This is a genomic window from Acinetobacter celticus, from assembly GCF_001707755.1.
GTDB lineage: Bacteria > Pseudomonadota > Gammaproteobacteria > Pseudomonadales > Moraxellaceae > Acinetobacter > Acinetobacter celticus.
In genome coordinates this window covers 22,838-46,544 of sequence record NZ_MBDL01000014.1, presented here as the reverse complement: position 1 = coordinate 46,544, position 23,707 = coordinate 22,838, and the positions used below count along the sequence as shown (strand labels likewise).

General features: G+C 40.1%; 22 protein-coding genes. 15 read left to right on the top strand and 7 right to left on the bottom strand.

Translation table 11 applies throughout. From position 1 onward, the window contains the following. The first annotated feature begins 4 nt into the window (after window positions 1-4). Both BBP83_RS14250 and BBP83_RS14245 read left to right on the top strand, forming a co-directional pair. Window positions 5-484 carry a methylated-DNA--[protein]-cysteine S-methyltransferase gene (locus BBP83_RS14250; RefSeq protein ID WP_068889763.1) on the top strand — a complete coding sequence of 160 codons (480 nt, stop codon included), beginning with the start codon at window positions 5-7 and terminating at the stop codon, window positions 482-484. 86 nt (window positions 485-570) lie between these two features. Next, a complete protein-coding gene (locus tag BBP83_RS14245) occupies window positions 571-1,194 on the top strand; it encodes a nuclease-related domain-containing protein (protein WP_141689987.1) in 624 nt (207 codons plus the stop codon). A 109-nt stretch (window positions 1,195-1,303) separates the two neighbouring features. On the opposite strand, the gene BBP83_RS14240 is transcribed toward BBP83_RS14245, so the two are convergent. The 3 genes from BBP83_RS14240 to BBP83_RS14225 all read right to left on the bottom strand — a co-directional run bounded on the left by BBP83_RS14240 (window position 1,304) and on the right by BBP83_RS14225 (window position 3,665). Next, the gene (locus BBP83_RS14240) at window positions 1,304-2,233 is read right to left on the bottom strand and encodes a tRNA dihydrouridine synthase (RefSeq protein WP_213030448.1); all 930 of its coding nucleotides are present in this window, start codon (window positions 2,231-2,233) and stop codon (window positions 1,304-1,306) included. Window positions 2,234-2,425: 192 nt separating this feature from the next. Beyond that, window positions 2,426-2,845: an NUDIX domain-containing protein gene (locus BBP83_RS14230; protein WP_245669767.1), complete on the bottom strand. Its 420-nt coding sequence runs from the start codon at window positions 2,843-2,845 to the stop codon at window positions 2,426-2,428. A gap of 10 nt (window positions 2,846-2,855) precedes the next feature. Further along, window positions 2,856-3,665 (bottom strand): cytochrome C assembly family protein, encoded by an 810-nt coding sequence (locus BBP83_RS14225; RefSeq protein ID WP_068889691.1) that lies wholly within the window; start codon window positions 3,663-3,665, stop codon window positions 2,856-2,858. Window positions 3,666-3,802: 137 nt separating this feature from the next. Here BBP83_RS14225 and ffh point away from each other — a divergent pair, with 137 nt between their 5' ends. Then, on the top strand, window positions 3,803-5,209 hold the full coding sequence (gene ffh / locus BBP83_RS14220; protein ID WP_068889689.1) for a signal recognition particle protein: 1,407 nt from the start codon (window positions 3,803-3,805) through the stop codon (window positions 5,207-5,209). Window positions 5,210-5,369: 160 nt separating this feature from the next. Next, window positions 5,370-5,954 carry an RBBP9/YdeN family alpha/beta hydrolase gene (locus BBP83_RS14215; protein ID WP_068889687.1) on the top strand — a complete coding sequence of 195 codons (585 nt, stop codon included), beginning with the start codon at window positions 5,370-5,372 and terminating at the stop codon, window positions 5,952-5,954. A 74-nt stretch (window positions 5,955-6,028) separates the two neighbouring features. Here the strand turns inward: BBP83_RS14215 and BBP83_RS14210 are convergent, their stop codons facing one another. Together BBP83_RS14210 and BBP83_RS14205 are read right to left on the bottom strand one after the other, a co-directional pair. Further along, entirely contained in the window at window positions 6,029-6,784 is a 756-nt protein-coding gene (locus tag BBP83_RS14210) for a type III pantothenate kinase (protein WP_068889685.1), read from the bottom strand. Further along, window positions 6,781-7,554 (bottom strand): biotin--[acetyl-CoA-carboxylase] ligase, encoded by a 774-nt coding sequence (locus tag BBP83_RS14205; protein WP_068889682.1) that lies wholly within the window; start codon window positions 7,552-7,554, stop codon window positions 6,781-6,783. The genes BBP83_RS14210 and BBP83_RS14205 overlap by 4 nt, the downstream gene beginning before the upstream one ends. Before the next feature lie 29 nt (window positions 7,555-7,583). Between BBP83_RS14205 and BBP83_RS14200 the strand changes: the two genes are divergently transcribed. The 5 genes from BBP83_RS14200 (at window position 7,584) to ligA (ending at window position 15,823) form a co-directional block, all read left to right on the top strand. Further along, a complete protein-coding gene (locus BBP83_RS14200) occupies window positions 7,584-8,399 on the top strand; it encodes a sulfite exporter TauE/SafE family protein (RefSeq protein WP_068889681.1) in 816 nt (271 codons plus the stop codon). Between the two features lie 140 nt (window positions 8,400-8,539). Continuing rightward, window positions 8,540-9,235: a GntR family transcriptional regulator gene (locus BBP83_RS14195; RefSeq protein ID WP_068889679.1), complete on the top strand. Its 696-nt coding sequence runs from the start codon at window positions 8,540-8,542 to the stop codon at window positions 9,233-9,235. Between the two features lie 10 nt (window positions 9,236-9,245). Further along, window positions 9,246-12,698: a chromosome segregation protein SMC gene (gene smc / locus BBP83_RS14190; RefSeq protein WP_068889677.1), complete on the top strand. Its 3,453-nt coding sequence runs from the start codon at window positions 9,246-9,248 to the stop codon at window positions 12,696-12,698. Between the two features lies 1 nt (window position 12,699). Further along, on the top strand, window positions 12,700-13,707 hold the full coding sequence (locus tag BBP83_RS14185; protein ID WP_068889675.1) for a cell division protein ZipA C-terminal FtsZ-binding domain-containing protein: 1,008 nt from the start codon (window positions 12,700-12,702) through the stop codon (window positions 13,705-13,707). Between the two features lie 91 nt (window positions 13,708-13,798). After that, a complete protein-coding gene (ligA, locus tag BBP83_RS14180; protein WP_068889673.1) occupies window positions 13,799-15,823 on the top strand; it encodes an NAD-dependent DNA ligase LigA in 2,025 nt (674 codons plus the stop codon). Window positions 15,824-15,879: 56 nt separating this feature from the next. Here the strand turns inward: ligA and BBP83_RS14175 are convergent, their stop codons facing one another. After that, window positions 15,880-16,947, bottom strand: coding sequence for an SDR family oxidoreductase (locus BBP83_RS14175; RefSeq protein WP_068889671.1), 1,068 nt, complete (start codon window positions 16,945-16,947; stop codon window positions 15,880-15,882). Between the two features lie 403 nt (window positions 16,948-17,350). Here BBP83_RS14175 and ftn point away from each other — a divergent pair, with 403 nt between their 5' ends. Further along, on the top strand, window positions 17,351-17,815 hold the full coding sequence (gene ftn / locus BBP83_RS14170) for a heteropolymeric bacterioferritin subunit Ftn (RefSeq protein WP_068889669.1): 465 nt from the start codon (window positions 17,351-17,353) through the stop codon (window positions 17,813-17,815). Window positions 17,816-17,956: 141 nt separating this feature from the next. On the opposite strand, the gene BBP83_RS14165 is transcribed toward ftn, so the two are convergent. Beyond that, entirely contained in the window at window positions 17,957-18,517 is a 561-nt protein-coding gene (locus BBP83_RS14165) for a peroxiredoxin (RefSeq protein WP_415502519.1), read from the bottom strand. 415 nt (window positions 18,518-18,932) lie between these two features. Between BBP83_RS14165 and BBP83_RS14160 the strand changes: the two genes are divergently transcribed. The 5 genes from BBP83_RS14160 (at window position 18,933) to bioD (ending at window position 23,658) form a co-directional block, all read left to right on the top strand. Continuing rightward, a complete protein-coding gene (locus BBP83_RS14160; RefSeq protein ID WP_068889756.1) occupies window positions 18,933-19,664 on the top strand; it encodes an alpha/beta hydrolase family protein in 732 nt (243 codons plus the stop codon). An 86-nt stretch (window positions 19,665-19,750) separates the two neighbouring features. After that, window positions 19,751-21,043 (top strand): adenosylmethionine--8-amino-7-oxononanoate transaminase, encoded by a 1,293-nt coding sequence (gene bioA / locus BBP83_RS14155; RefSeq protein ID WP_068889665.1) that lies wholly within the window; start codon window positions 19,751-19,753, stop codon window positions 21,041-21,043. Beyond that, window positions 21,040-22,203 carry an 8-amino-7-oxononanoate synthase gene (locus BBP83_RS14150; RefSeq protein WP_068889663.1) on the top strand — a complete coding sequence of 388 codons (1,164 nt, stop codon included), beginning with the start codon at window positions 21,040-21,042 and terminating at the stop codon, window positions 22,201-22,203. The genes bioA and BBP83_RS14150 overlap by 4 nt, the downstream gene beginning before the upstream one ends. Before the next feature lie 7 nt (window positions 22,204-22,210). Further along, window positions 22,211-23,014: a malonyl-ACP O-methyltransferase BioC gene (bioC, locus tag BBP83_RS14145; protein ID WP_068889661.1), complete on the top strand. Its 804-nt coding sequence runs from the start codon at window positions 22,211-22,213 to the stop codon at window positions 23,012-23,014. Further along, entirely contained in the window at window positions 23,011-23,658 is a 648-nt protein-coding gene (gene bioD / locus BBP83_RS14140) for a dethiobiotin synthase (RefSeq protein WP_068889659.1), read from the top strand. Before bioC ends, bioD begins: the two co-directional genes overlap by 4 nt. Window positions 23,659-23,707: the final 49 nt, after the last annotated feature.

Sequence of the window (23,707 nt, the reverse complement as noted above, 5' to 3'; positions counted from 1 at the left end):
GACCATGAAGCTATCTTATCTCTATTTAGAATCTCCAGTGGGGCGACTTAAACTGGTTGCTAATCATCACGCTTTAGTGGCTGTATTGTGGGAAAATGAAAATCCTAATCGGGTGAAGATTGCTGAATTGTCAGAAGATTTGCAACATCCGATCTTGCAAGAAACGGTCAAACAACTGAACGAATACTTTCAAGGGCAACGCCAGATTTTTGATTTACCTCTTGATTTTGAAGGGACTGAATTTCAACACAAAGTCTGGCAGGCTTTATTAACCATTCCTTTTGGTGAAACGCGTAGCTATAAACAAATTGCCGAGCAAATTGGTAATGTCAAAGCTGTTCGTGCTGTCGGTGCGGCCAATGGAAAAAACCCTATTTCAATTATTACGCCGTGTCACCGTGTGGTGGGAGCCAATGGCAAATTGGTTGGTTTTGCGGGTGGGCTAGAAAATAAAGATATTCTTTTAAAAATAGAAAATCGTTAATTTGAAGATAGGATTCTTCCTGATTATAAAAATAGCTTAAGGGGTGGATTGTGTTTGCAGGAATGTTTTCTCAATTGTTTTGGCCCATGATTTTATTCATGGTGTTGTTTGCTTTAATTACATTTTTTAAGTCGAGTTTATTTAAAGGGAAGTTTGGTGAATGGGTTGTTTCTAAACAAGCCAGTGTATTTTTAGGTGAACAATATGTGATGTTAAATAATTGCACATTACCGACAGAACCCGAAGGAACGACGCAAATTGATCATATTTTATTGAGCCCTTACGGTATTTTCGTGATTGAAACTAAAAATTATAAGGGGTGGATTTTTGGTGGCGAACGGCAAAAAAATTGGACACAAAAAATCTATAAAAGAAGTTATAAATTTCAGAATCCACTGCATCAAAATTATAAGCATATGAAAGTATTAGAAGATGTGTTGTCTGATATTTTAGAACCGCAGTATATGCATTCAGTCATTATGTTTTTACCTGAAAGTGAATTTAAAACGGCAATGCCGGAAAATGTTCTTCAGGGTAAAGCATGGGTGGACTATGTGAAAAGCTTTCAAGAAGAAGTCATTCCAGCCATGAAGCTAAAGCGTATTCAATTGCGTATAGAAAAGGAGGTTTTGGAAAAGTCATGGAAAACTGATCGGGCGCATGTGCAATATTTAAAACAAAAAAATATGCCGACACAAAATGAGCTGTAGATGGGCTGTTATGACAGGTCAAATAGCTTTTAAAATTTAAACTTCAGATGATCAATTGAATAAAAAAAGCCCAATCATGGGCTTTTATCTTGTTTGAGTAATCTATTGATTAATAGCATGTTAATTTCTGTGTAATTTCATCTAACGCTTTGACTTTTTTGACTTCATCCCACAGCGCTTTCGCTTCAGGATAATGCTTAGACATCATGCCTAACCACTGTTTATAACGTCCTACCATATTAATTTCTTTTTTATATGGGCCACTTAAAAACCGAACTTGTAATTGAATAAGTTCATTCCAAGTAATAAGCGCTTCACTGGTATTTTGACGAATGCATTGGGTAATATCAGGGGTCGTCACAGCGGCGCGACCAATCATTAAATCGTCACACCCAGATTCCATTTGACATTGTTTGGCATCAGTATTGTTCCAAATTTCACCATTGGCAATAACATTAATTTTTAAGGCTTCACGAATGGGGCGTAATTGATCCCAAAAGGCAGGTGGGGTATAACCCTCGGCTTTGGTTCGTGCATGTACAGTCACCCAAGAGGCACCTGCATCTTCAATAGCATGGGCATTTTCTAAGGTAAAATTGCGGTCCATATAACCTAAGCGCATTTTAGCCGATACAGGAATATGTGCAGGGACTGCGTCACGGACGGCTTTGACCAATTCATAAACCACTTCAGGTTCATCCAGTAAAACCGAACCCCCACGATGTCGATTGACCGTTTTGGCAGGACAACCAAAATTCATATCTATAGCAGGCGCACCCAATTCAGCTACGCGAATAGCATTGGCTGCCAGCATTTCAGGATTATTTCCCAAAAATTGCACATGCACAGGTGTACCCGCTAAGGTTTTACCGTCATTTTTTAGTTCAGGGCAATAGCTATGATAAACATGATCGGGGAGCACTGAATCTGTGACACGAATGAACTCTGTTACACACCAGTCGAAGCTTCCCACAGATGTAAGGACATCGCGCATGATGGGATCAGTTAAGCCTTCCATGGGTGCAAGTATTAGTTTCAAAGCTTGTCGTCACTGAGGTGGAAAACGGTGTTATACGCATTTTTAAACAGCTTGTCCAGTTTGAAGAAATTCACTTTTTTGATTCAACAAGATACCTCATCAAGAATACAGTCCATAGAGATTCAATTGAGTACATTGGTTGTAAGCAAAACGAAATTTCATTGATAGAACAACTTTAAACAGAGGGACGTATTAGATGTTGTTCATAATGTAGCGTATTGCATCCAGATATTTGGGATGAATTTGGTCCTGCTCTAATGCAAGTAAACGTGGCACAGGCAACCAGAAAAAACTGAACACATGGCCATAATCATCTAAAGTTTGATATTGCCATTGCTCAGCTAAATTTAAGTCCTGAATATTGACGGCAATAAAATGCCATGAAATGGATGCAATCTGACTATGACCAATATAAGTGCAATGTTCAATTTTTCGACTAATACCTGATTCTTCAAAGAGCTCTCGAATTGCGGCATCTAAAATAGGCTCTTGCATTTCCAAAGTGCCTTTGACTATTTGAATACCGGCAACGGGGTGTTGAAAAACTAAAATTTCAATTTGTTTTAAGGTATTTGTTCTTAGAATAACAGGGCAAACTTTTTCTATAGTCATGGCTTTCACCTTAGCGACTTAAAATCATTTCCAACACAAATTTAGAACCAATAAAACCTACTGCCAATAAGAAGAAGCCAGTAATGGTAAAGCGAATGGCTTTTTGACCGCGCCAGCCAAATTTATAATGGCCAATTAGCAATGAACCATAGATAAACCAAGAAATAATACTAAAAGCAGTTTTATGCGCTAAATGCTGTCCAAAGAAATTATCAATGGTGAAGAAGCCAAAACCAAGCGCTAGGGTAAGCAACGCAAAGCCTGCAATCAGCATATCAAATAGCAAGGATTCCATGACTTGAAAGGAGGGTAATAAGTTGACCCAAACCCGTCGTTTTTGTTTATTTTTTAATTCGCGGTCTTGGAACCAAAGCAATACGGCATGAATGGTTGCCATTAATAGTACAGCATAGGCAGACAAAGACAGAATAATGTGAATATCTAGACCGAACGAGTTTTGTGCAATAAATAAATCATGCTTACTAAATACAAAACCCAAAATAAGCCCTGTTGCTGCCACAGGAATACCAATTAAGGCCAAGGGCAATACTGGCCGATAAGTACTAAATAAAATACTCAGCAACAGCATTAATGAAGAGGTGAAGGACATAATGTTAAAAACATTATAATTCACCCCTATAGGTGTCAACATATCGTTATATAGTACGCCTGCATGTAACAGCAGACCCAAACTTAAAATTACACCAACAAACCAGTGATTCGGTACACGTTTCGACATTAAATGCATGAATAAATACCAAAAAGAGGTGGTATATGCAATTAATGCTAAGATTGTGTAAACCAAGGGCAGGCTAATCATGTCAAACCTTTTTCAGGATGATGAAAATTCATAGATGTAAATTCGATGCGAACTACAGTATCCTATAGCATTCTATGCATAAATTTTCTATTTTAAGAAAGATTTTTTTGCAACAACCATTTTAAGCGGATTTTGCAATGTTTGATACCTTAACAGAACGACTCACGCAGAGTTTAAGAAATGTTACTGGCTCAGGGCAGCTAACCGAAGACAATATTAAAGATACGTTACGTGAAGTACGTATGGCACTTCTTGAAGCCGATGTGGCGTTACCTGTAACTCGTGAGTTTATCGCGAAAGTTAAGGAAGAGGCATTGGGCCAAGAAGTGATGACTCAGTTATCACCCGGCCAAGCATTCGTTAAAATTGTTCATGACGAATTAACCAAAATGATGGGCGAGGCCAATGAAAGCCTTGACCTTGCAGCCAAACCACCTGTAATTATTTTACTGGCAGGTTTACAGGGTGCGGGTAAAACCACGACTGCAGCCAAACTTGCGCGCTTTTTGCAAGAACGCCAAAAGAAGAAAGTGGCGATGGTGTCTGCCGACGTTTACCGTCCAGCAGCCATTAAACAGCTCCAAACAGTTGCAGGCGAAGTCGGCGCGATTTTCTTAGAATCTAACGCAGATGAAAAGCCAATTAATATTGTGACGCGTGCAATTGAACAGGCAAAAATTCAGTTTGCTGATGTTCTAATTGTCGATACCGCAGGTCGTTTACATGTCGATGAAGACATGATGGACGAAATTAAAGAGCTTCACGCGACGATTAAGCCAACCGAAACCTTGTTTGTGGTTGATGCCATGACAGGTCAGGATGCGGCTAATACAGCTAAAGCCTTTAATGATGCTTTGCCTTTAACGGGTGTAATTTTAACCAAAACAGATGGTGATGCGCGCGGTGGTGCGGCACTTTCAGTTCGTGCAATTACCGGTAAGCCAATTAAATTCTTGGGTATGGGCGAAAAGCTTGATGCCTTAGAACCATTCCATCCTGAACGTGTTGCACAACGTATTTTGGGTATGGGTGACGTACTTTCTTTGGTCGAAGAGCTTGAGCGCAAAGTCGACAAAGAAAAAGCCGAAAAAATGGCGAAAAAATTGCAAAAAGGAGGCAACTTCAACTTTGAAGATATGCTGATGCAATTTGATCAAATGAATAAAATGGGCGGGATGATGGGCTTCTTAGACAAGTTGCCTGGCATGAGTGGCGCAGGTATTCAAGATGCACTTGCCCAAGCCAACCCAGAAAAACAAGTGAAAAAGATGGAAGCGATTATTCAATCGATGACCATCAAAGAACGCCGTAACCCAGATTTGATGAACCCGAGCCGTAAAAAGCGTATTGCAGCGGGTTGTGGGATGGATGTGGTTGAAGTCAATAAACTGATTAAACAACATGCACAGATGGCAAAAATGATGAAAAAATTTGCGAATCCATCGGGTATGGCAAAAATGATGAAATCATTAAGCGGAATGCAGAAACAGTTTGGTGGTGGTGGCGGTATGGGGCCACTATTTGGCGGTAAAGACCAAAAATAATCATATCGGTAATCAGTAGAAGAAGGCGTTCATTACGCCTTTTTTTACATCTGAAATATTGTATTGCTTAGATGAAGGATTCAAAATCATTAGAGGGGTGACATCTGAATCTGCTGTGCTATTGTGTAATTCAGTCAGAAAAAATAAGAAATAACTCGAAATGAATAGTGCTGAGCAAAAGAAAATTTATATTGTTCACGGTTATCAAGCATCACCCAATGCTCATTGGTTCCCATGGCTTGGCCGTAAATTACAGTTGGCAGGACATCAGTCGAAGCGGGTCATGCTGGCTGAATCGAATCAGCCCAATTTTGAAAATTGGCAAAAATTTCTATCGGTACAAATTCCAAATTTGGATGAAAACACAATTATTGTTGCGCATGATTTAGGCTGTTTGGCGGTATTGCATTATTTAACTGCACGCTTTAAAACCACTGGAGGAAATATTAAAGCGGGAATTTTTGTTGCGGGTTTTAAAGCACCATTAAACAGTACACTAGAACTAAATGAATTTGTTCAACAAGCAAAATTGGACAGTGCTGTGCTGCAACGGCATATGCCTTTAGCGTTAAGCCTATTTTCGTCTAATGATCCAATTGTGCCACCGCCTTTATCTTTACAGCTCGGGCATTTTTTAAATGCACAAACTTATGAAATTAAACAGGCTGGGCATTTTCTGCAGGAACATGGCTATGACCAATTTCAAGAAATTTGGGAGCTAATGAAGCCTTTACTCAATGCATAAAAAGGGAACAGCATACATAAAATTAACTCGTCGCAAAAAAATTATATGACTAAACGAACAGACCAAACATTCAATTAATCTATCTTAATTTCTTGTGTTTTAGCATATGAATCAATATAGACCTGTAAGCCTTTAAGCAATAAATCTGGCTCAATTTCTGGCTGATAAGGCGTTAGAAATTTGGCAAATAATTGTGCATCACCACCCGTTAAAATAAGCTTGCTTGGATATTTATCCAATACTTTTTCAATAGTACTTAACAGACTGAGCAAGATACCGTGATGCACCGCATCAATGGTGTTTTTCCCTGGGCTTAATTCATCAAATGAGGCATCAGCGATTTTAATCCCCTTGGTGTTTTGAATCAGTGAATCGCGCTGTAAATACAAATTAGGCAAAATATAGCCACCCAAATGCTCTAGTCCATTGGTTAAGTCAATGGTGAGTGCCGTACCACAACTAATCACACAATATTTCTGTTGGGGATCATTAACAACGGCCAGCATTTGTAACCAACGATCAATCCCGAATTTACTGGTGTCTGTATAGGCACAGCGTAAGCCTGCGAATTCTGCATGTACTTTGGCAAACACCACAGGAATTTGTAAAAATTTTAAAATTTTCTGAATACGATCATTGTTCTTTTTATCTTGTACGGAAGAGACACCAACCGCATGTAAGCCTAAGCCTTTAAAGTGCTGAATTAAGCCTAATAATAGCTCGGCAGGTGACTGTAAATGTAGTTCAGCATCATGATCAATAATTTGATTATTTTCTGTAATCCAGTATTTCAGGCGCGTATTTCCGACATCTAACCAGAGTTTTTTCATGGCTTACTGCTCTTGATGGGGTGAGCTACGCGACGTAAACGACCTTGAAAGAAATTTTCTACACCTTGTGCAGTCGAAATTTCAATAGAGCCATCATTACGGATTCCTAAGAAAGTGCCTTGGCTTACACCTTGATGGTGTTCAAGCTCAACAGCTTCATTTTTAAAGGCCGCATAATGATTGAAACGTGCCGCTAAATTACAACTGTCATGATTAAACCATTCTCCGGCTTGCTGAATAGCCAAGTACAATTCGGCAGTCAGTTGAATACGGTCAAAGTGATGTAGGCCGAGTTCGGTCAGTGAGGTAACGGCTTGATCCATTCCTTCTTTGGGCAACGGCAACACATTAAGTCCAACCCCAACGACCACCTGATGAGCATTCAAGGGTTCAATTAAAATGCCCCCCCATTTTCCTTGTGTACTATACAAATCATTGGGCCATTTTACTTGTAAATCTAGCTGTTGCAGGCTTGGCATTTGTAGGATATTTAACGCAATTTCCAACGCTAAACGACCGTCAATAGTTGTTCGCGTATTCAGCAATGTGCTTAAATAGATATTCCCTTCTGGTGAAACCCACGGGCGCTGGCGTTGTCCACGTCCCTGAGTTTGTCGAACGCTAGTCACAAGGACTTGTTGTACACCTTTAAGCGCAATCTCACGTACGTCATCGTTTGTTGATGCCGTAACGGGTTTTAAAAGTAATACTTCAGGAAGCTGATTGGCTTGACTGAGGATCTGCTGTAGCAATCGTGTCTCTAAATCCATTTGAATCTGAGAAATGTGGAAGAATGTTGATGGAGTTAATCATATATTTGATGATCGGCGCAATTGCTGGTTTTACTGCAGGCCTATTTGGGGTAGGTGGTGGGTTAATAATTGTCCCAATTTTATACATTGTCTTTACCCAAATGCATTATGACCCATCCATTATTATGCATATGGCACTGGGTACGTCCTTGGCCACCATTATTGTCACCTCAATCAGTTCTGTGAGCGCACATCATAAAAAGGGTGCAGTGCTGTGGAATGTATTTCGTAATTTAGCACCGGGTCTGGTTTTGGGGGCATTTTTGGGTGCGGGTATAGCAGACTATCTTTCTGGACAAGGCTTACAATTATTAATTGGCTTTTTTGCCATTTGGGTGGCATTTAAAATGTTTAGGGGAGCTAACGTTCCAGTGAACCCGAATCATCATTTACCTTCAAGGTCTATGCAACTGGCCTCAGGCGGTGGTATTGGTATTGCCTCTGCTATTTTTGGTATTGGTGGTGGAAGTTTGACAGTCCCTTATTTGAATAAGCATGGGGTGATCATGCAAAAAGCGGTAGCAACTTCAGCAGCTTGTGGCTTACCCATTGCGATTTCAGGAGCTTTTGGCTTTATGTGGTTTGGTCAACAGGCCGATGTTTCTGCGCCTAATACCATTGGCTATATTCATGTTTATGCTTTTTTGGGGATTAGTATTATGAGTTTTATTACCGCCAAATTCGGTGCAAAAGTTGCACATCTACTGTCACCAGTGATGTTGAAAAAATGTTTTTCGGGTTTGCTTACTGTCGTGGGCAGTTATTTTATTTATCAGGGGCTGAGTCAATTCGGCTTGGCTTAATGCATTTATTGTCTGACAATTGGCTTTCTAGACATAAGATTGTTAGACAATGTCATATTTAAATCTGTTAAAAACCGTTTAAATAAAAAAAGATTCAGAGAAATCTATTTTTGCATCAATAAAAACAAGACGGGAACAGTATGCAACATCCAGAAGCCGACAGTTTGTCAGAACAAATCGCCAAACATATCAGCGAACAAATTATTCGTGGTGAGTTGGTTGAAGGCGAACGTATTCAAGAACTACGCATTGCGTCCGAGTTAGACGTCAGTCGTGGTTCTGTACGTGAGGCATTATTAATTTTAGAACGCACGCAACTGATTGAAATTTTTCCAAGACGGGGTGCTATTGTTTCTGAAATGTCGGCATTACAAGTGCGTTCGTTGTTTGATATGGCTTCGTTATTGTTAGGGCAAATCGTACATCGTATGGCAGAAACGTGGCGTAGTCATGAAGCAGAACGCATTCAGCTCTTATTAGAACAATTAGATGTAGAAACCCGTCAAGGCAATACCGAAAAATTTTATGATTTCATCTTTCAAAGTATGGCACGTCAGCATGAAATGGTGGGGAACCCTTACTTGATGCGGTATTATCAGGAGCTACTTCCATCACTGCGCCGTAGCTATTTTTTAACCTTGAATATTTCACGTCGAGAGTTACAGGAATCATTTGACCTTTTTAAGTTGGTAACTGATGCAGTTTTAATCAGAAAGTCACAACAAGCCACTTTATTTATGGAAGATTTTTGTCGACACTTGCGCAACCTTGTGTTGGAATCGCTAACACGGATGAAACAAATTGAACTCGCATGGGCTAGACGCTCACGGCGTTAATTAGGACATTATGCGTTTAAGTAGCTTAAAACTTTCTGGCTTTAAATCTTTTGCCGACAGTACGACTTTACAATTTAAAAAAAACCGAACTGCTGTGGTTGGCCCCAATGGTTGTGGTAAATCCAATGTCATTGATGCTATTCGTTGGGTGATGGGCGAATCTAGCGCACGCCAATTGCGTGGTGGGAGTATGCAGGATGTTATTTTTACAGGAACGGCAAAGCGTAAACCTGTAGGCATGGCCAGTGTAGAACTGCGTTTTGATAATACCTACGGTAAATTGGGTGGTGCATATAATGCCTATAGCGAATTGGCAGTGCGTCGTCAGGTCAACCGAGATGGTAAATCTGAATATTTTTTAAATGGCACCAAATGTCGTCGTCGTGATATTACCGATATTTTCTTAGGCACAGGTTTAGGCCCGCGTTCGTATTCAATTATTGAACAAGGCATGATTAACCGTTTGGTCGATGCCAAGCCCGAAGAAATGCGGGTGTTTATTGAAGAAGCGGCAGGAGTTTCGCGTTATCAGGCGCGTCGTCGTGAAACTAATTTACATTTGGAACACACCACACAAAATTTATCGCGTTTAGAAGATATTGCGTCTGAGCTTAAATCTCAGTTAAAAACCTTAAAGCGTCAATCTGAAACTGCGGTGCAATATAAAACTCTCGAAACGCAAATTAGAACCATTAAAGTCGAAGTTTTGTCTTTTCAATGTGAGCAAAGTAGCCGTTTACAACAAGAATATACGCTACAAATGAATGCCTTGAGCGAAACCTTTAAATTGGTTCGTTCAGAGTTAAATACGGTGGAACATGATTTAACGTCGACCAGTGAGTTGTTTCAACGCTTGATTCAACAGTCTACGCCCTTGCAAAATGAATGGCAGTTAGCAGAAAAGAAACTGTCAGAACTCAAAATGACGCTAGAACAGAAACAGTCATTATTTACGCAAAATTCTGAAAGTTTGGTGCAGTTACAACAACAGAAAGCACACACCAAAGAGCGGTTACAGTTAATTGAACTCCAGTTGGAAACTCTACAAAACCAGCAGGATGAGCAGAACCATCAGCTGAAACACCAAGAAAGCCAAAGTCAGGAATTCAGCCAAAGCTTTACCCATTTAAAAGCACAACAGTCCAGTGTTTTGCAACAGTTTGAACAAGTCAAAACGCAAGTTGAAAAACAGCAACAGCAAAAAATGCAGATGTTGGCACACAGTGAGCAACTGAGTAAAAACATCAGTCGTTTAGAACTGCAAAAAGACACCATCAAGCAGCAGTCCTCACAAATTCAAAATCATGCACAATTGGATGAACTGGAACAGTTTGAGCAACAAAAACAGCAATTGAGCAGTCAAATTGTTGAAAAAGAGCAGACCGTTGTTGCATTGAAACAGCAACAAGATCAATTGACCGAGCAACATGCACAGCAAAAAACAGCGATTCAAGCGCTGAAAGCAGAAATACACATTCTGCAATCTGAACAGAAAAACTTAAATCAATTGTTGATTAAAGTTAGTCCAAAATCGCAAGACAATTCAGTACGTTTGATGCAAGTGCTGCAATTGTCAGCGCAAGGCAAAGTCCATGCATCACTGATTGAAAAGTTTTTGGCGAAATGGCTGAGTGCACAAGTATTGGATGAGGCAACACATTTTCAAGAGGGCGTGGCGCGACAGCTTAAAAACAATCAATCCATACCGACCATTGCACTTCAGGGCTTGGTTTGTTTGGCAGATTGGGTGCTTACACCTGCATATTCGCTTTGGTATCAAACTGCTGTTGCGACCAGTTTAAATGAAGCTTTGCAACATCAAACGCAGATGCAAGTGGGCCAGTCTATTTTAACCTTAGATGGCTACCATGTTGGCGCAGATTGGGTCATTGCTCTGGACTATGACGAAGACAGTCAAGCAGGTCAGGGCGCACTCAGTCATCGCATACGTTTAGATGAAATAGAACCCTTATTGCGAGAAAAGCAAACGTTGTTGGCACAAGCCGAAAGTATTTTGCCTGAATTGCAAGGGCAAGTTCAAACCTTGCAGGCGACTGTACAAGCAACATTGGATGTACTTAAAAACCTTCAGAAAGATTTGCAACAAGCCGATGTCAGTATTGCCAAAGTACAAAGTGCTACGCAGGCCTTTGCTGTGCAAAAACAGCAGTTAAATGACCAGTTGATGCAGGTAGATGCACAGCTTGAAGAAGATGCTATGCAGAAAGATGATTTAGAAATTGATCTGCATGCGTTGACTATGAAGCTAGAGCAAGCCTTACCAAATTATAAAACCTTACAATTTCAAGTCGAAGAATTGACAGGGCAGTTGGATGATTCGCAGCAACAAATACAACGTGCGCAACAAGAGCTCGAAATTACCCGTCGTCAGGCTTTACAAGCACAGCAACAAATTGAATTGTTAGAAAAAGACGGTATTTTCTTAAAAGCGCAACAGCAACAAATTGTTGGGCAAATGGATCAGGCGAAAAAATATATTGACCCTGTTCAGTTAGAATTACCCAGTTTGCAGTCGCAACATGCAGAGCAGTCAGAAACGACTGAAAAATTGCAGAAAAAGTGGACAGAGTGGCAACTGGAATTAAATAGTGTTCAGAGCAAGCAAAAAACATTAACAGAACAGCGCCAAAGTCATCAGCAACAGGATGAAAAACTGCGTACAGCGTTAGAAGAAAAACGCTTGGCTTGGCAAGCAGCCAAGTCAGACTTACAGCACTATAGTGATCAGCTGAAAGAAATGAACTGTGAGATGTTGCAGGGCTTGCGTATTGATATTGCATCGCATCAGCAACAGTTAGAAAAAGCACAGCAACAGTTTGATAAACTAGGTGCGGTCAATTTGGTGGCATCTGAAGAGTATGAAGATGTATCAAAACGCTATGAAGAACTCAGTCATCAAATGCAAGACCTTGAAAAAACAGTCGATCAGCTACAATCGGCAATGAAAAGTATTGATCAGGAAACCCGTAAACTGTTTATGAGTACCTTTGATCAGGTCAATACTGAACTGCAAGAACTGTTTCCTAAAGTATTTAATGGTGGGGAAGCGAGTTTAAGCCTTGAAGATGGTTGGCAATCGGGTGTAAAACTGATGGCAAGACCACCGGGTAAACGTAATAGTTCTTTGGCGTTGCTGTCTGGTGGTGAAAAAGCGCTGACCGCATTGGCATTGGTCTTTGCAATTTTTAGATTAAACCCTGCACCATTTTGTGTATTGGATGAAGTCGATGCACCTTTAGACGATGCAAATGTAGGAAGATTTTGTAATTTGGTAAAAGAGCTGTCTGAACAGGTTCAATTCATTTACATTACACATAATAAACTGGCGATGACCATGGCAACAGACCTACTGGGTGTGACCATGCCAGAACCGGGAACTTCAAAATTAGTGACTGTGAATTTAGAACAGGCAAAAGAATACGGTTTAGTTGCGGAGTCATAACATGGAAATCACTACAATCGTTGGGATTGTTGTTGCAGTCATCATTATGCTATTGGGCATAAGACTATTTTTTAAAAAACCGGCAGATGCAACGCCTTCACTGGAGGCAGACCTGCATATAGACCCTGACAGTCTGCAACCGGTTATTCCGCGCCATGTCCGTAATCAGTTGAATGCACAAGATTCGTCTGAGCAGACGCGCGTTGAACCGACCTTAGGGGAAAATATTTCAGTTGAAGATGATGTTGCGCTTAAAGCCACAACATCTGAAGTGAATGAAGCGCCAGTAATGACTGATGCAGTTTCGAATCAAGTCGCAGACACATCTGCTGAGAAAGATGCAGAAAATCTTCAGGCTGCATCGACAACTGAACAAAATGTGGTTGTACCTGAACAGAGTACAACTGATATTGGTGAGCCTGTAGTAAAAGCTTCAAAAAATACAGAAGAAAAAGTTGTTCAAGAACTGAGTTTGAATCAAATTGAAAAAGCTGAAATTACTGAGTTTGAAGATGAAAGCAATATTTTAGATGCACATCTTCATGAACAAAAACTGGTTGATGATGAAAGTGCTTTAGCGACAGCTGAAACCTATGTGGCCTTAAATTTATACGCAGATAGCCGTGCACTTTCGGGTGAAAAAGCCTTAAAAGTATTGCTTAAATATGGTCTGCGCTTCGGCGAAATGGCGTGTTTTCATCGTTATAGTGAAGACGGTAAATTATTGTTTTCTGTTTTACAAATTAGCAATGACGGCGCTGCAGCAGGTTTTGACCTTGAAACCTTGTCAACTGAACAAGTGAAAGGTTTGGCCTTTTTCTTGGCTTTACCTCATAGCGATGTGCAAATTGCATTTGATACCATGGACAGTATTTCACGTTTAATTGCACGTGAAATTGAAGGTACTGTATACGATCAAAATAATCAGGAATTTACTCAGCAACTACGTGAACATTGGCGTCATCAGGCGATTGATTATCGTCCAGGTCAAGCTGCCGCAGAAGCTTAGGGTTGTAACTGCTTCAGCAGATTTTTATAATAGTTGAAGATATAGAGATGTTAAGGGCGGCAAATTTACCGCCCTTTTTTATGGTGAAACTATGACACAGCAAAACACTGTTGTTGCGCAAATGCGCCAACTGATTCAGATTCTGGCCAAGCATAATCATGCTTACTATGTGATGGATCAGCCAACTATTGCAGACAGTGAATATGATCAATTATTTCACCAGTTAAAAGCCTTAGAAGAACAACACCCAAATTTAGTCCAACCTGATACCCCAACCCACAAAGTGGGGGGGAAAGCGTTATCCAAATTTGAAAATATTACCCATGTTGTGCCCATGTTGTCTTTGGGTAATGTCTTTAACCAAGAAGATTTATATGCCTTTGCCCGCCGTGCAGAAGAGCGATTACCGAATCAAAAAGTTGAATATGATGTTGAATTAAAATTTGATGGTTTGGCGATTTCACTGTGGTATGAACAAGGTGTTTTAGTCCGTGGGGTTACCCGTGGTGATGGTGAAACGGGCGAAGTGATTACTGAAAATGTCAAAACGATCCGTAATTTGCCCAAAGTTTTAAGCTCAGAAACAACAGCGATTCCTGAGTTGTTAGAAGTGCGTGGCGAAGTTTTAATGCCAAAAGCAGGCTTCGAAAAATTAAATGCCGAAAATGAAGCCAAAGGCGAAAAGACTTTTGCCAACCCACGGAATGCCGCTGCTGGTAGTTTGCGTCAGCTTGATCCAAGTATTGCTGCATCGCGTCCTTTGGCTTTCTATGCTTATGGCATTGCACAATGTGAGCCAAATCATGGTCAAAGTACCATGTCTGCAAGTCTAGAATGGCTAACACAATTTGGTTTTGCAGTCGGTGAACGTCATTTTGTTTGCGACAATATTCAAGATGTGCAAAAAGCCTATGAACAAATTAATCTAGAACGTCCAAATTTAAGCGTTGAAATTGATGGCATGGTCATTAAGGTCAACGACTTAAAACAACAACAAACGTTGGGTTTTTTAAGCCGTGAACCACGTTGGGCCACAGCTTATAAATTTCCTGCCGTCGCAGCGTTAACCACAGTTGATCATATTGATTGGCAAGTGGGTCGTACAGGAACGTTAACCCCCGTGGCACGTTTAAATCCTGTGGCGGTTGGTGGGGTAACGGTGTCGAATGTGACGCTACATAATATTGGTGAAATTCACCGTTTAGATGTGCGTGTTGGCGATACAGTCAGCGTTTACCGTAGCGGTGATGTGATTCCCAAAGTTGAAAAGGTTTGGCCAGAATTCCGCCCTGATAATACGGTAGAAGTTCATTTACCTGAAACTTGTCCAGTGTGCGAATCTCCCGTGGTCATGCCTGAAGGTGAGGCCTTGGCACGCTGTTCAGGTGGCTTGTACTGCGCTGCGCAACGTATTGAAGCAATTCGTCACTTTGTTTCCCGTAAAGCCATGGACATTGAGGGTTTGGGCGATCGTTGGGCGGAATCATTGTTGCATTTGGACTTGCTTAAAGATGTGGCTGATATTTATAGCCTGCACGAACATCGTGAACAGTTATTGACCATTGAAAAGATGGGTGAAAAATCGGTTCAAAATTTAATTGATTCGATTGAAAACAGTAAAAAAACCACTTTAGCCTCATTTATTTACGCCTTAGGTATTCGTGGTGTGGGCGAAACCACTGCACGGATGTTGGCCAATACGTTCCAAACGTTTGATGCGCTACGCAATGCCGATATCGAAGCCTTGAAGAAAACACCCGATGTGGGTGAAATTACCGCAGAATGGATTATCGACTTTTTTAAAGCACCGCATAATTTAGAAGTGGTTGATCGTTTATTGGCAGCAGGTATTCATTGGGATATACCAACCGCACCAACACGTCAGCCATTGAATGGTGAAAGTTGGGTGATTACAGGCACATTAAGTACCATGGGCCGAGACGATGCCACACAAATGTTGCAGGCTTTGGGTGCACGTGTCAGCGGGAGTGTATCAAGTAAAACCAAATGCGTGGTTGCAGGTGAAAAGGCCGGTTCTAAGCTAGAAAAAGCCGAAAAATTAGGTGTACGTGTGATGACCGAAGCTGAGTTTTTAGAATTTATGCAACAGTATTAATTTTTACACTTAAAAAAGCCCCGTGTTTGATCAAACGCGGGGCTTTTTTATTGCGCTTAAGGAATATATTTTTTTACTACACCATCGTCGAGCAATTGTTGAAAATGTTCGACTAAGCTATTTTCAATATTACGATAATGTATGCTCAGTTCTTGCTGACTTTTAGTCGCATTAAAATAAATCGGATAGCCCATATTCAGTTCTACAAATGATTTAGAGAAACCGACAAATGGGCCAAATAGTTTGAAGGTGGCTTTCGGTAGTTGGTTGCGTGGAAATGGAAATTTATTGCCAAAGTTTTGACGCAGAATTTTGCCCATTTCCAATAAACTTAAGGTGCCACCACTAATAATATAACGACCTTCGGCTTTTGGGTTAAAGGCCGCTTGCAGGTGAGCATCTGCCACATCACGTACATCGACAATACCATTCCACATAGGCGGAACACCGGCCAGTGTCATGCCATTGGCAAATTGTTGTAGCACTTCAACACTGCCAGATTGTGTGTTTGGCGTAAGCGATGGGCCAAGTACCAAGGCAGGGTTAATACAAACCAAATCCCAGCGCGTTTGGGCTTTTTGCATGTCCCAAGCTTTGCGTTCTGCCATCACTTTTGAATAAGGATATGGCTGATGGGTTTCTGAACTGGTGGTATTCCAGTGCGACTCATCAAATTCATTATGGGCTGTTTGTTTAATATCAATCGCATCGCCATAAGTCGAGGCAATACTTGACGTGACCACCACGCGCTTTACAGATTCAGTGTTGTTGACACTGTTGAGGACATTTTCTGTGCCTAAAATTGCAGGTTCAATAATGTCTTTAATGGCATCTTTATAGTTGGTGACTACAAAAGGCGAAGCCATATGCAAGACAATTTCACAACCTTGCATGGCTTGGTCAAAGGAATGTGGTTCCAGTAAATTGGCTTGGAAAAGCTGTAACGATCCTGCACTTTCACTCGCAATTTTTTCTAAGTGTGCAAAACTATTTTTTTTATTCAAATTTCGGACAGTCGCATGCACCGTATGACCTTGCTCGAGTAAATTTTTAATGACCCAACTGGCAATATAGCCCGTTGCACCAGTAACTAAAATTGGGCCGTGGGTAGATGTCATTGTCATGTCTTAAACCATTGTCGTTCTTGAATTTAATTTATCTTAATGTGAAAGCTCAGACTTGTCTTTGGCTAAATTTTCTATTGCGCGTGTAGAAAGAGTCTGTCTAGGTAAAAGAATTTTTTATTGTGTCTGCATGAAGGGGGATAATATTCGAGAACATGAATAAATCAGAGGCATTGTGAATTGTTACAAAAAATAAGATTTATGATTATGTGATTCAATGAGAAGGAAAAGTGACTTAGAATTTTGCAAAGGCTTATTTTTTATGTAAAAAATACCCTGAATTGAACTGCAAATGCGTATGTTTATCATTTAATTTTATAAAAATCATAAACTTACAAAATTTAAACTTTGCAATACCCAATAAATTTGTCCATAATGTTGAAAAGGGTATGGAGTAAAGAAAATGCGTGGCAATCCAGAAGTTGTAGATTATCTAAATATGTTGATCGGTGGTGAACTGGCTGCTCGTGATCAATATTTAATCCATTCTCGTATGTATGAAGATTGGGGTTTAAGTAAAATATTTGAACGTATTGACCATGAAATGCAAGAAGAAGCGTCCCATGCCGATGCTTTAATTCGCCGTGTATTGTTTCTTGAAGGCACGCCGAATATGAACCGCGATGATATTGAAACAGGTTCAGATGTGGTGACTTGTTTAAAAGCCGATTTAGCCCTTGAATATCATGTGCGTGAAAAATTGGCAAAAGGCGTGAAGCTGTGTGAAGAAAAAGGTGACTACGTGACACGTGATATGTTACGTCAGCAAATGAATGACACCGAAGAAGATCATACCTATTGGTTGGAAAAACAATTACGTTTAATTCAATTGATTGGTTTACAAAATTATATTCAATCTCAGATGTAAGTTTCGACCTTAATGTCTTCTTCTTAGGAAGGCGCTGAAAAAGAAATGCTGTGAATGATGAAAAGCCTTTGAGATGCATGCTCAAAGGCTTTTTTATTTGATTCCGCTTTTAATGAATAAGGTTTGAAGGCACATGCCTTTCTACTTTTTAGAAAACTTTTGAATATCAGTGAGGACTTGATTGGCATGGGTTTGCGTATCGACACTGCTGTAGTGATAAATAATATTGCCTTGTGGGTCTATCAAAAATGTTTCGCGCTTGGCAATTTTTACAATGCCTAAATTACGGGTAATGCCAAATTGATCGGCCAGTTTATGGTTGTTGTCCGCTAAAATTGGAAAAGGTAAGCCGAGTTTTTCTGAAAATTTTTGATGTGAGGCAACGTCATCTAGACTCACGCCCAATACCACGGCATTGTTTTGAGTAAATTGCGGATACAGTGATTTAAATTGATTGGCTTCTTGCGTACAACCAGGTGAATTGTCTTTCGGGTAAAAATATAACACCACCCATTTGCCTTGATATTGTTTTAATTCATGCCATTTGGCATTTTGGTCTTGTAGTTTGAATGCAGGTGCTTTCTTACCCACCCATTGTTTCTGTGCTGATGCAGAAAAAAGTGAGTTTTCAGCATGTACTAGTGTATTTAAGCCGAAACAGCTACTTAAGGCGAAAAGACCAAGGTAGCAGATTTTTTTCATTTTCATAGAATTGGCATCATTTATAACTGCGAGTATGGATTGATTCTAGCAAGATTTCGCAGGTTGCATCGTTGAATAATTTTGTAGATGTTGGTGCTGTACTAATGCAGTGAAAACCAGATCTTTTAAACAATGTTGAAACTTGGAAAATAATATTAAATGCACGAAAAAAGAACGCGATTAAAGCATTGAAAGCTGAAGGTATTTGTCATCCATAAAACGCGTCATCGACTGGCTATCAGTAGATTATTCGTAGAAATATTATTGAACAGAGAAACTCTGTTTCAAACAATTGCGTATGAGGTTTCCGCATATCCATCTATGTGATTAAGCCAAATGTATTTTCAATGTTAAGCCCAACTCAGAGGATTAAGTTTTATACTATTTGCAAATTTCAAATATCTTCGAGTTTACATTGAAGCAACGTATTTTACTGATCACAGGTTGGGGCGGTGGAACTCAACTGCTCAATTCGTTACAGCAGGCTTTAACCCAACAGGGCCATAGCGTCGAACTCATCAATATTTTTAATGCGTTGGATGAAACGGTTTTACAACAACAGGTTGAAAAGGCCAAAGCCTTTGATGTGATTTGTGGTTGGTCTTTGGGTGGACAATTGGCAACAATCTTAGTTGATCAAATTGAACAACAATATACAGAACAGAAAATTTTAATAACTTTAGGTTCAAACCCATGCTTTGTGGCCAATGAAGAATGGCCCATGGCTATGGATCAGCCCACATTTTTGCAGTTTAAACAGTCTTTTGAACAAGATGCTATTTCGACCTTAAAGAAATTTGGCTATATGGTTTGTCAGGGCACAGTCACGACAAAGCAAGATTTTTTAAGCTTACAAAGTTTGATTCAAGCACAAAATTTAGAGGTGCTTCGAGCAGGTTTAAATTGTCTTGAAAAGTTAAATACTGTCGATATCTTAGAAAACTATACTGGTCATCAGTATCATTTATTTGCAAAGCAAGATTTCTTAGTTAGTTACAAAATTGAGCGAAAATTAAGAAATTTCGCTGTGAACTTTTTACAAACCGAATTAATAAATGGGCCGCATGGCTTTCCTGTATTTCAATCTGAAGAAATAAGTTGCAAAATCTGCCAGTATTTAAAGAAAATAGAACAAACAAACGGATAACTGGTTTATCTCGCAATTTATTTTTTTGCCGTGCAGGTTTAAGATCATGCCAAATTGATGTTTAAACCGTATGTGTGGAGTAAAGGATGACTGAATTAACTGATCTGGAGTTTGATCTACAACACATTTGGCATCCTTATACCTCAATGACCCATCCGTTGCCGACGTTTAAAGTAAAACAGGCATCAGGGGTAATGATTGAATTAGAAGATGGTCGGCAATTGATTGATGGCATGTCTTCGTGGTGGTGTGCAATTCACGGTTATAACCATCCAGAACTTAATCAGGCGGTCAGTGACCAATTACATAATATGTCACATATTATGTTTGGTGGATTCACCCATCAACCGGCCATTGATTTAGGGAAAATCCTGCTTGAAATTACGCCACCAAGTCTAGATAAAATTTTCTATGCAGATTCAGGTTCTGTGGCTGTCGAAGTGGCTTTGAAGATGGCTGTGCAGTTTTGGTCAGCTCAGGGTAGCCTTCAAAAAACCAATTTTGTCACGCCACGTTCGGGCTACCATGGCGATACTTGGAATGCGATGTCCGTTTGTGACCCTGTCACAGGGATGCATCAAATTTTTGGTTCAAGCTTACCCAATCGTATTTTTGTTCCTGCACCACAAGTTGGTTTCTATGAGGAATGGAATCAGAACGATATTGCCGAACTGGAAAAAACCTTAGCAACACAGCATGAAAATATTGCCGCTTTGATTCTTGAACCGATTGTGCAAGGTGCAGGTGGGATGCGTTTTTATCATCCTGAATATTTGCGTCAAGCCAAACTGCTGTGTGAAAAATATCAAGTGCTGCTTATTTTTGATGAAATTGCCACGGGTTTTGGTCGTACAGGCAAGCTGTTTGCGTGGGAATGGGCTGGTGTTGAACCCGATATTATGTGTATTGGTAAAGGTTTGACGGGGGGCTATATGACGCTTTCTGCGACTTTGACAACCAAAAAAGTGGCTGAAACCATCAGTCGGGGTGAAGCAGGCGTATTCATGCATGGCCCGACGTTTATGGCAAACCCATTGGCCTGTGCCGTGGCCCACAAAAGTACACAACTGCTGATTTCACAAGATTGGCAAGGCAATATTCAACGTATTGAAACGCACTTAAAACAACAGCTTTCAGTTTTAGTAGCACTTGAATATGTCAAAGATGTTCGTGTGTTGGGGGCAATTGGTGTGGTGGAATTGACCTTTAATATTGATATGCAAACTTTGCAACAAGAATTTGTTCGCCGTGGTATTTGGGTACGTCCATTTGGTAAGTTGGTCTATGTAATGCCTCCGTACGTTATTAGTGAGCTTGAGCTTCAAACTTTACTCGAACAATTGGTTGAAGTCGTGCAAAACATGGAGCAAACAGTATGAGTAAACATTTGCTCGATCATTTTGCTGTACAACTCGATGCGCTGAAACAGCAAGGGAATTTACGTCAATTCACCCACAATAGGCAGCAGGGCCGTTATATCACCATTAATCATCAAAAGATGCTGAATTTAGCTTCCAATGATTACTTAGGCTTGGCATCTGATCTTCAATTGCGTGAACAGTTTTTTGATGAAACTCCAAATGATCAGCGTTGGATGAGTGCGTCATCATCACGGTTGCTGACAGGGAATTTTCCTGAATATGAACAACTTGAGGCAAGTTTAAGTCAGGTGTTTCATGGTCGATCTGCATTGTTATTTAACAGTGGTTATCACATGAATATTGGGATATTACCTGCGTTAGCTGACAGTAAAACCCTGATTTTGGCCGACAAGTTGATTCATGCCAGTATGATTGATGGCATACGGTTATCAACCGCAAAATACGTGCGTTATCGTCATAATGATTTGGCACATTTGACGCAGCTTTTACAAAAATATCATGAAGATGATGCCTTCGAGCGCATTATTGTGGTGACTGAATCTATTTTTAGTATGGATGGGGATGAAACTGATTTAGCTGAACTGGTGCAAATTAAAAAACAATTTTCTAAAGTTCTGTTGTATGTCGATGAGGCCCATGCCATCGGTGTGCGTGGTGAGCAAGGTTTGGGTTGTGCTGAACAGTACAATGTGATTGATGACATTGATCTATTAGTCGGTACGTTTGGTAAAGCCATGGCTTCAATTGGTGGTTATTTAATTTGTCATCCTATTATTCGCGATTATTTGATTAATGCGATGCGTCCTTTAATTTTTAGTACCGCACAACCACCGATTTGTGTAGCTTGGACAGAGTTTATTTTCAAAAAAGTATTGGTTTTCAAGGACCAACGTCAGCACTTACAACAGATCAGTCAAAACCTACAACAAGCTGTGCAGTCTAAAGGTTTCGACTGTCCATCGACCTCGCATATTGTGCCCGTAATTATTGGTGAATCGGCACAAACAGTGGCGAAAGCACAGGTGTTACAAAATGCAGGGTTTTATATTATGCCTGTACGCCCGCCGACAGTGCCAAAAGACAGTTCTCGTTTGCGTATTTCTTTAACTGCACAAATTCATCCATCTGATCTTGATCAGCTGGTCACTTTGCTGTGAGTGGACTGTGGAAAAACTAGAAATCAATAAAGCCCAAATTGCTTTACGTTTTGCACAAGCGGGGCAAAGTTATACGCAACATGCGGTGGTACAGCAACAGATTGCACAGCAGTTATTTCAGTTCATTCAGCAATATCTACCTGAAAAAAAAGTGAATCGGGCATTTGAAATAGGCTGTGGCTCTGGAAATTTAAGTCATCAATTGATGGAGCGGTTGAGCATTAACACGCTAATTTTGAATGACTTGTACCCTGAAATTCAGCAACATTTTTTGCGTCACAATAATCAAAGTCATCAACGTTTTCCAGATTTACAATGGTTAATGGGCGATGTTGAACAGCTTGAGTTTCCACAGTCTCTTGATTTGATTGCATCGAGTTCGGCATTGCAATGGATCAATGATTTAGAGGTAGTATTTGAAAAGGCTTTACAGCGTTTAAACCCACAAGGTTATCTGTGTTTTTCGACGTTTGGTCAGCAAAATTTACAAGAAATAAAGGCTTTAACTGGACAGGGGTTAGATTACTTATCTATTGAAGATCTTCAGGAAAAATTGCTGAACAATGGTTTTGAAATTTTGCACATTTCAGAACAGCTTGAATCTTTGAATTTCACTCATCCCAAGCAGGTTCTACAACATTTAAAAGCCACAGGCGTGACTGCGACAGCGTCTAATTTTCGTTGGACCAAGCAAACACTCGCAGATTTTTATCAAAATTATCAACAATTTTTAACACACGATATGTCAGGTGAAACTCTTTACAGGCTGACTTATCACCCTATTTATTGCATCGCACGGAGAAAGCCATGACAGGTTCGGTTTATTTTATCAGTGGCATTGATACTGGTATTGGTAAAACTTATGCCACGGGCTATTTGGCAAAACTGTGGAATGAACAGGGCAAAAAAACCATTACTCAAAAGTTAATTCAGACCGGCAATGTTGATATTTCAGAAGATATTCAGCAACACCGTGAAATTATGGCGATGGGTTGGTTTCCTGAAGATGAAACTAAATTGACCATGCCTGAGATTTTTAGCTATCCTGCATCGCCACATTTGGCGACAAAAATTGATGATCGTGAAATTGATTTTCAAAAAATTGAACAGGCGACGCAACAACTGGCTGAAAAGTATGATGTGGTGTTATTAGAAGGTGCAGGCGGTTTAATGGTGCCGTTAACCATAGATTTGCTGACCATTGATTATGTTGCAGAGGAAAAGTATCCCGTGATATTGGTGACTTCAGGTCGTTTGGGGAGTATTAACCATACGTTATTAAGTCTAGAGGCACTGAAAAGTCGCGGGCTTGAGTTATATGCGCTGGCATATAATTTAAATGATGAGTCACAAGATAAACTTATTTCAAAGGATACCGCGGAATATTTAAAAGGCTATTTAGCGAAACATTTTCCACGGAGTTTGTGGCTAGATATTCCTGTTTTAGTGCGTTAAAAAGATCTTTGTTGAATGAAGACGTTGGAAATTTAAAATATCTATCGTG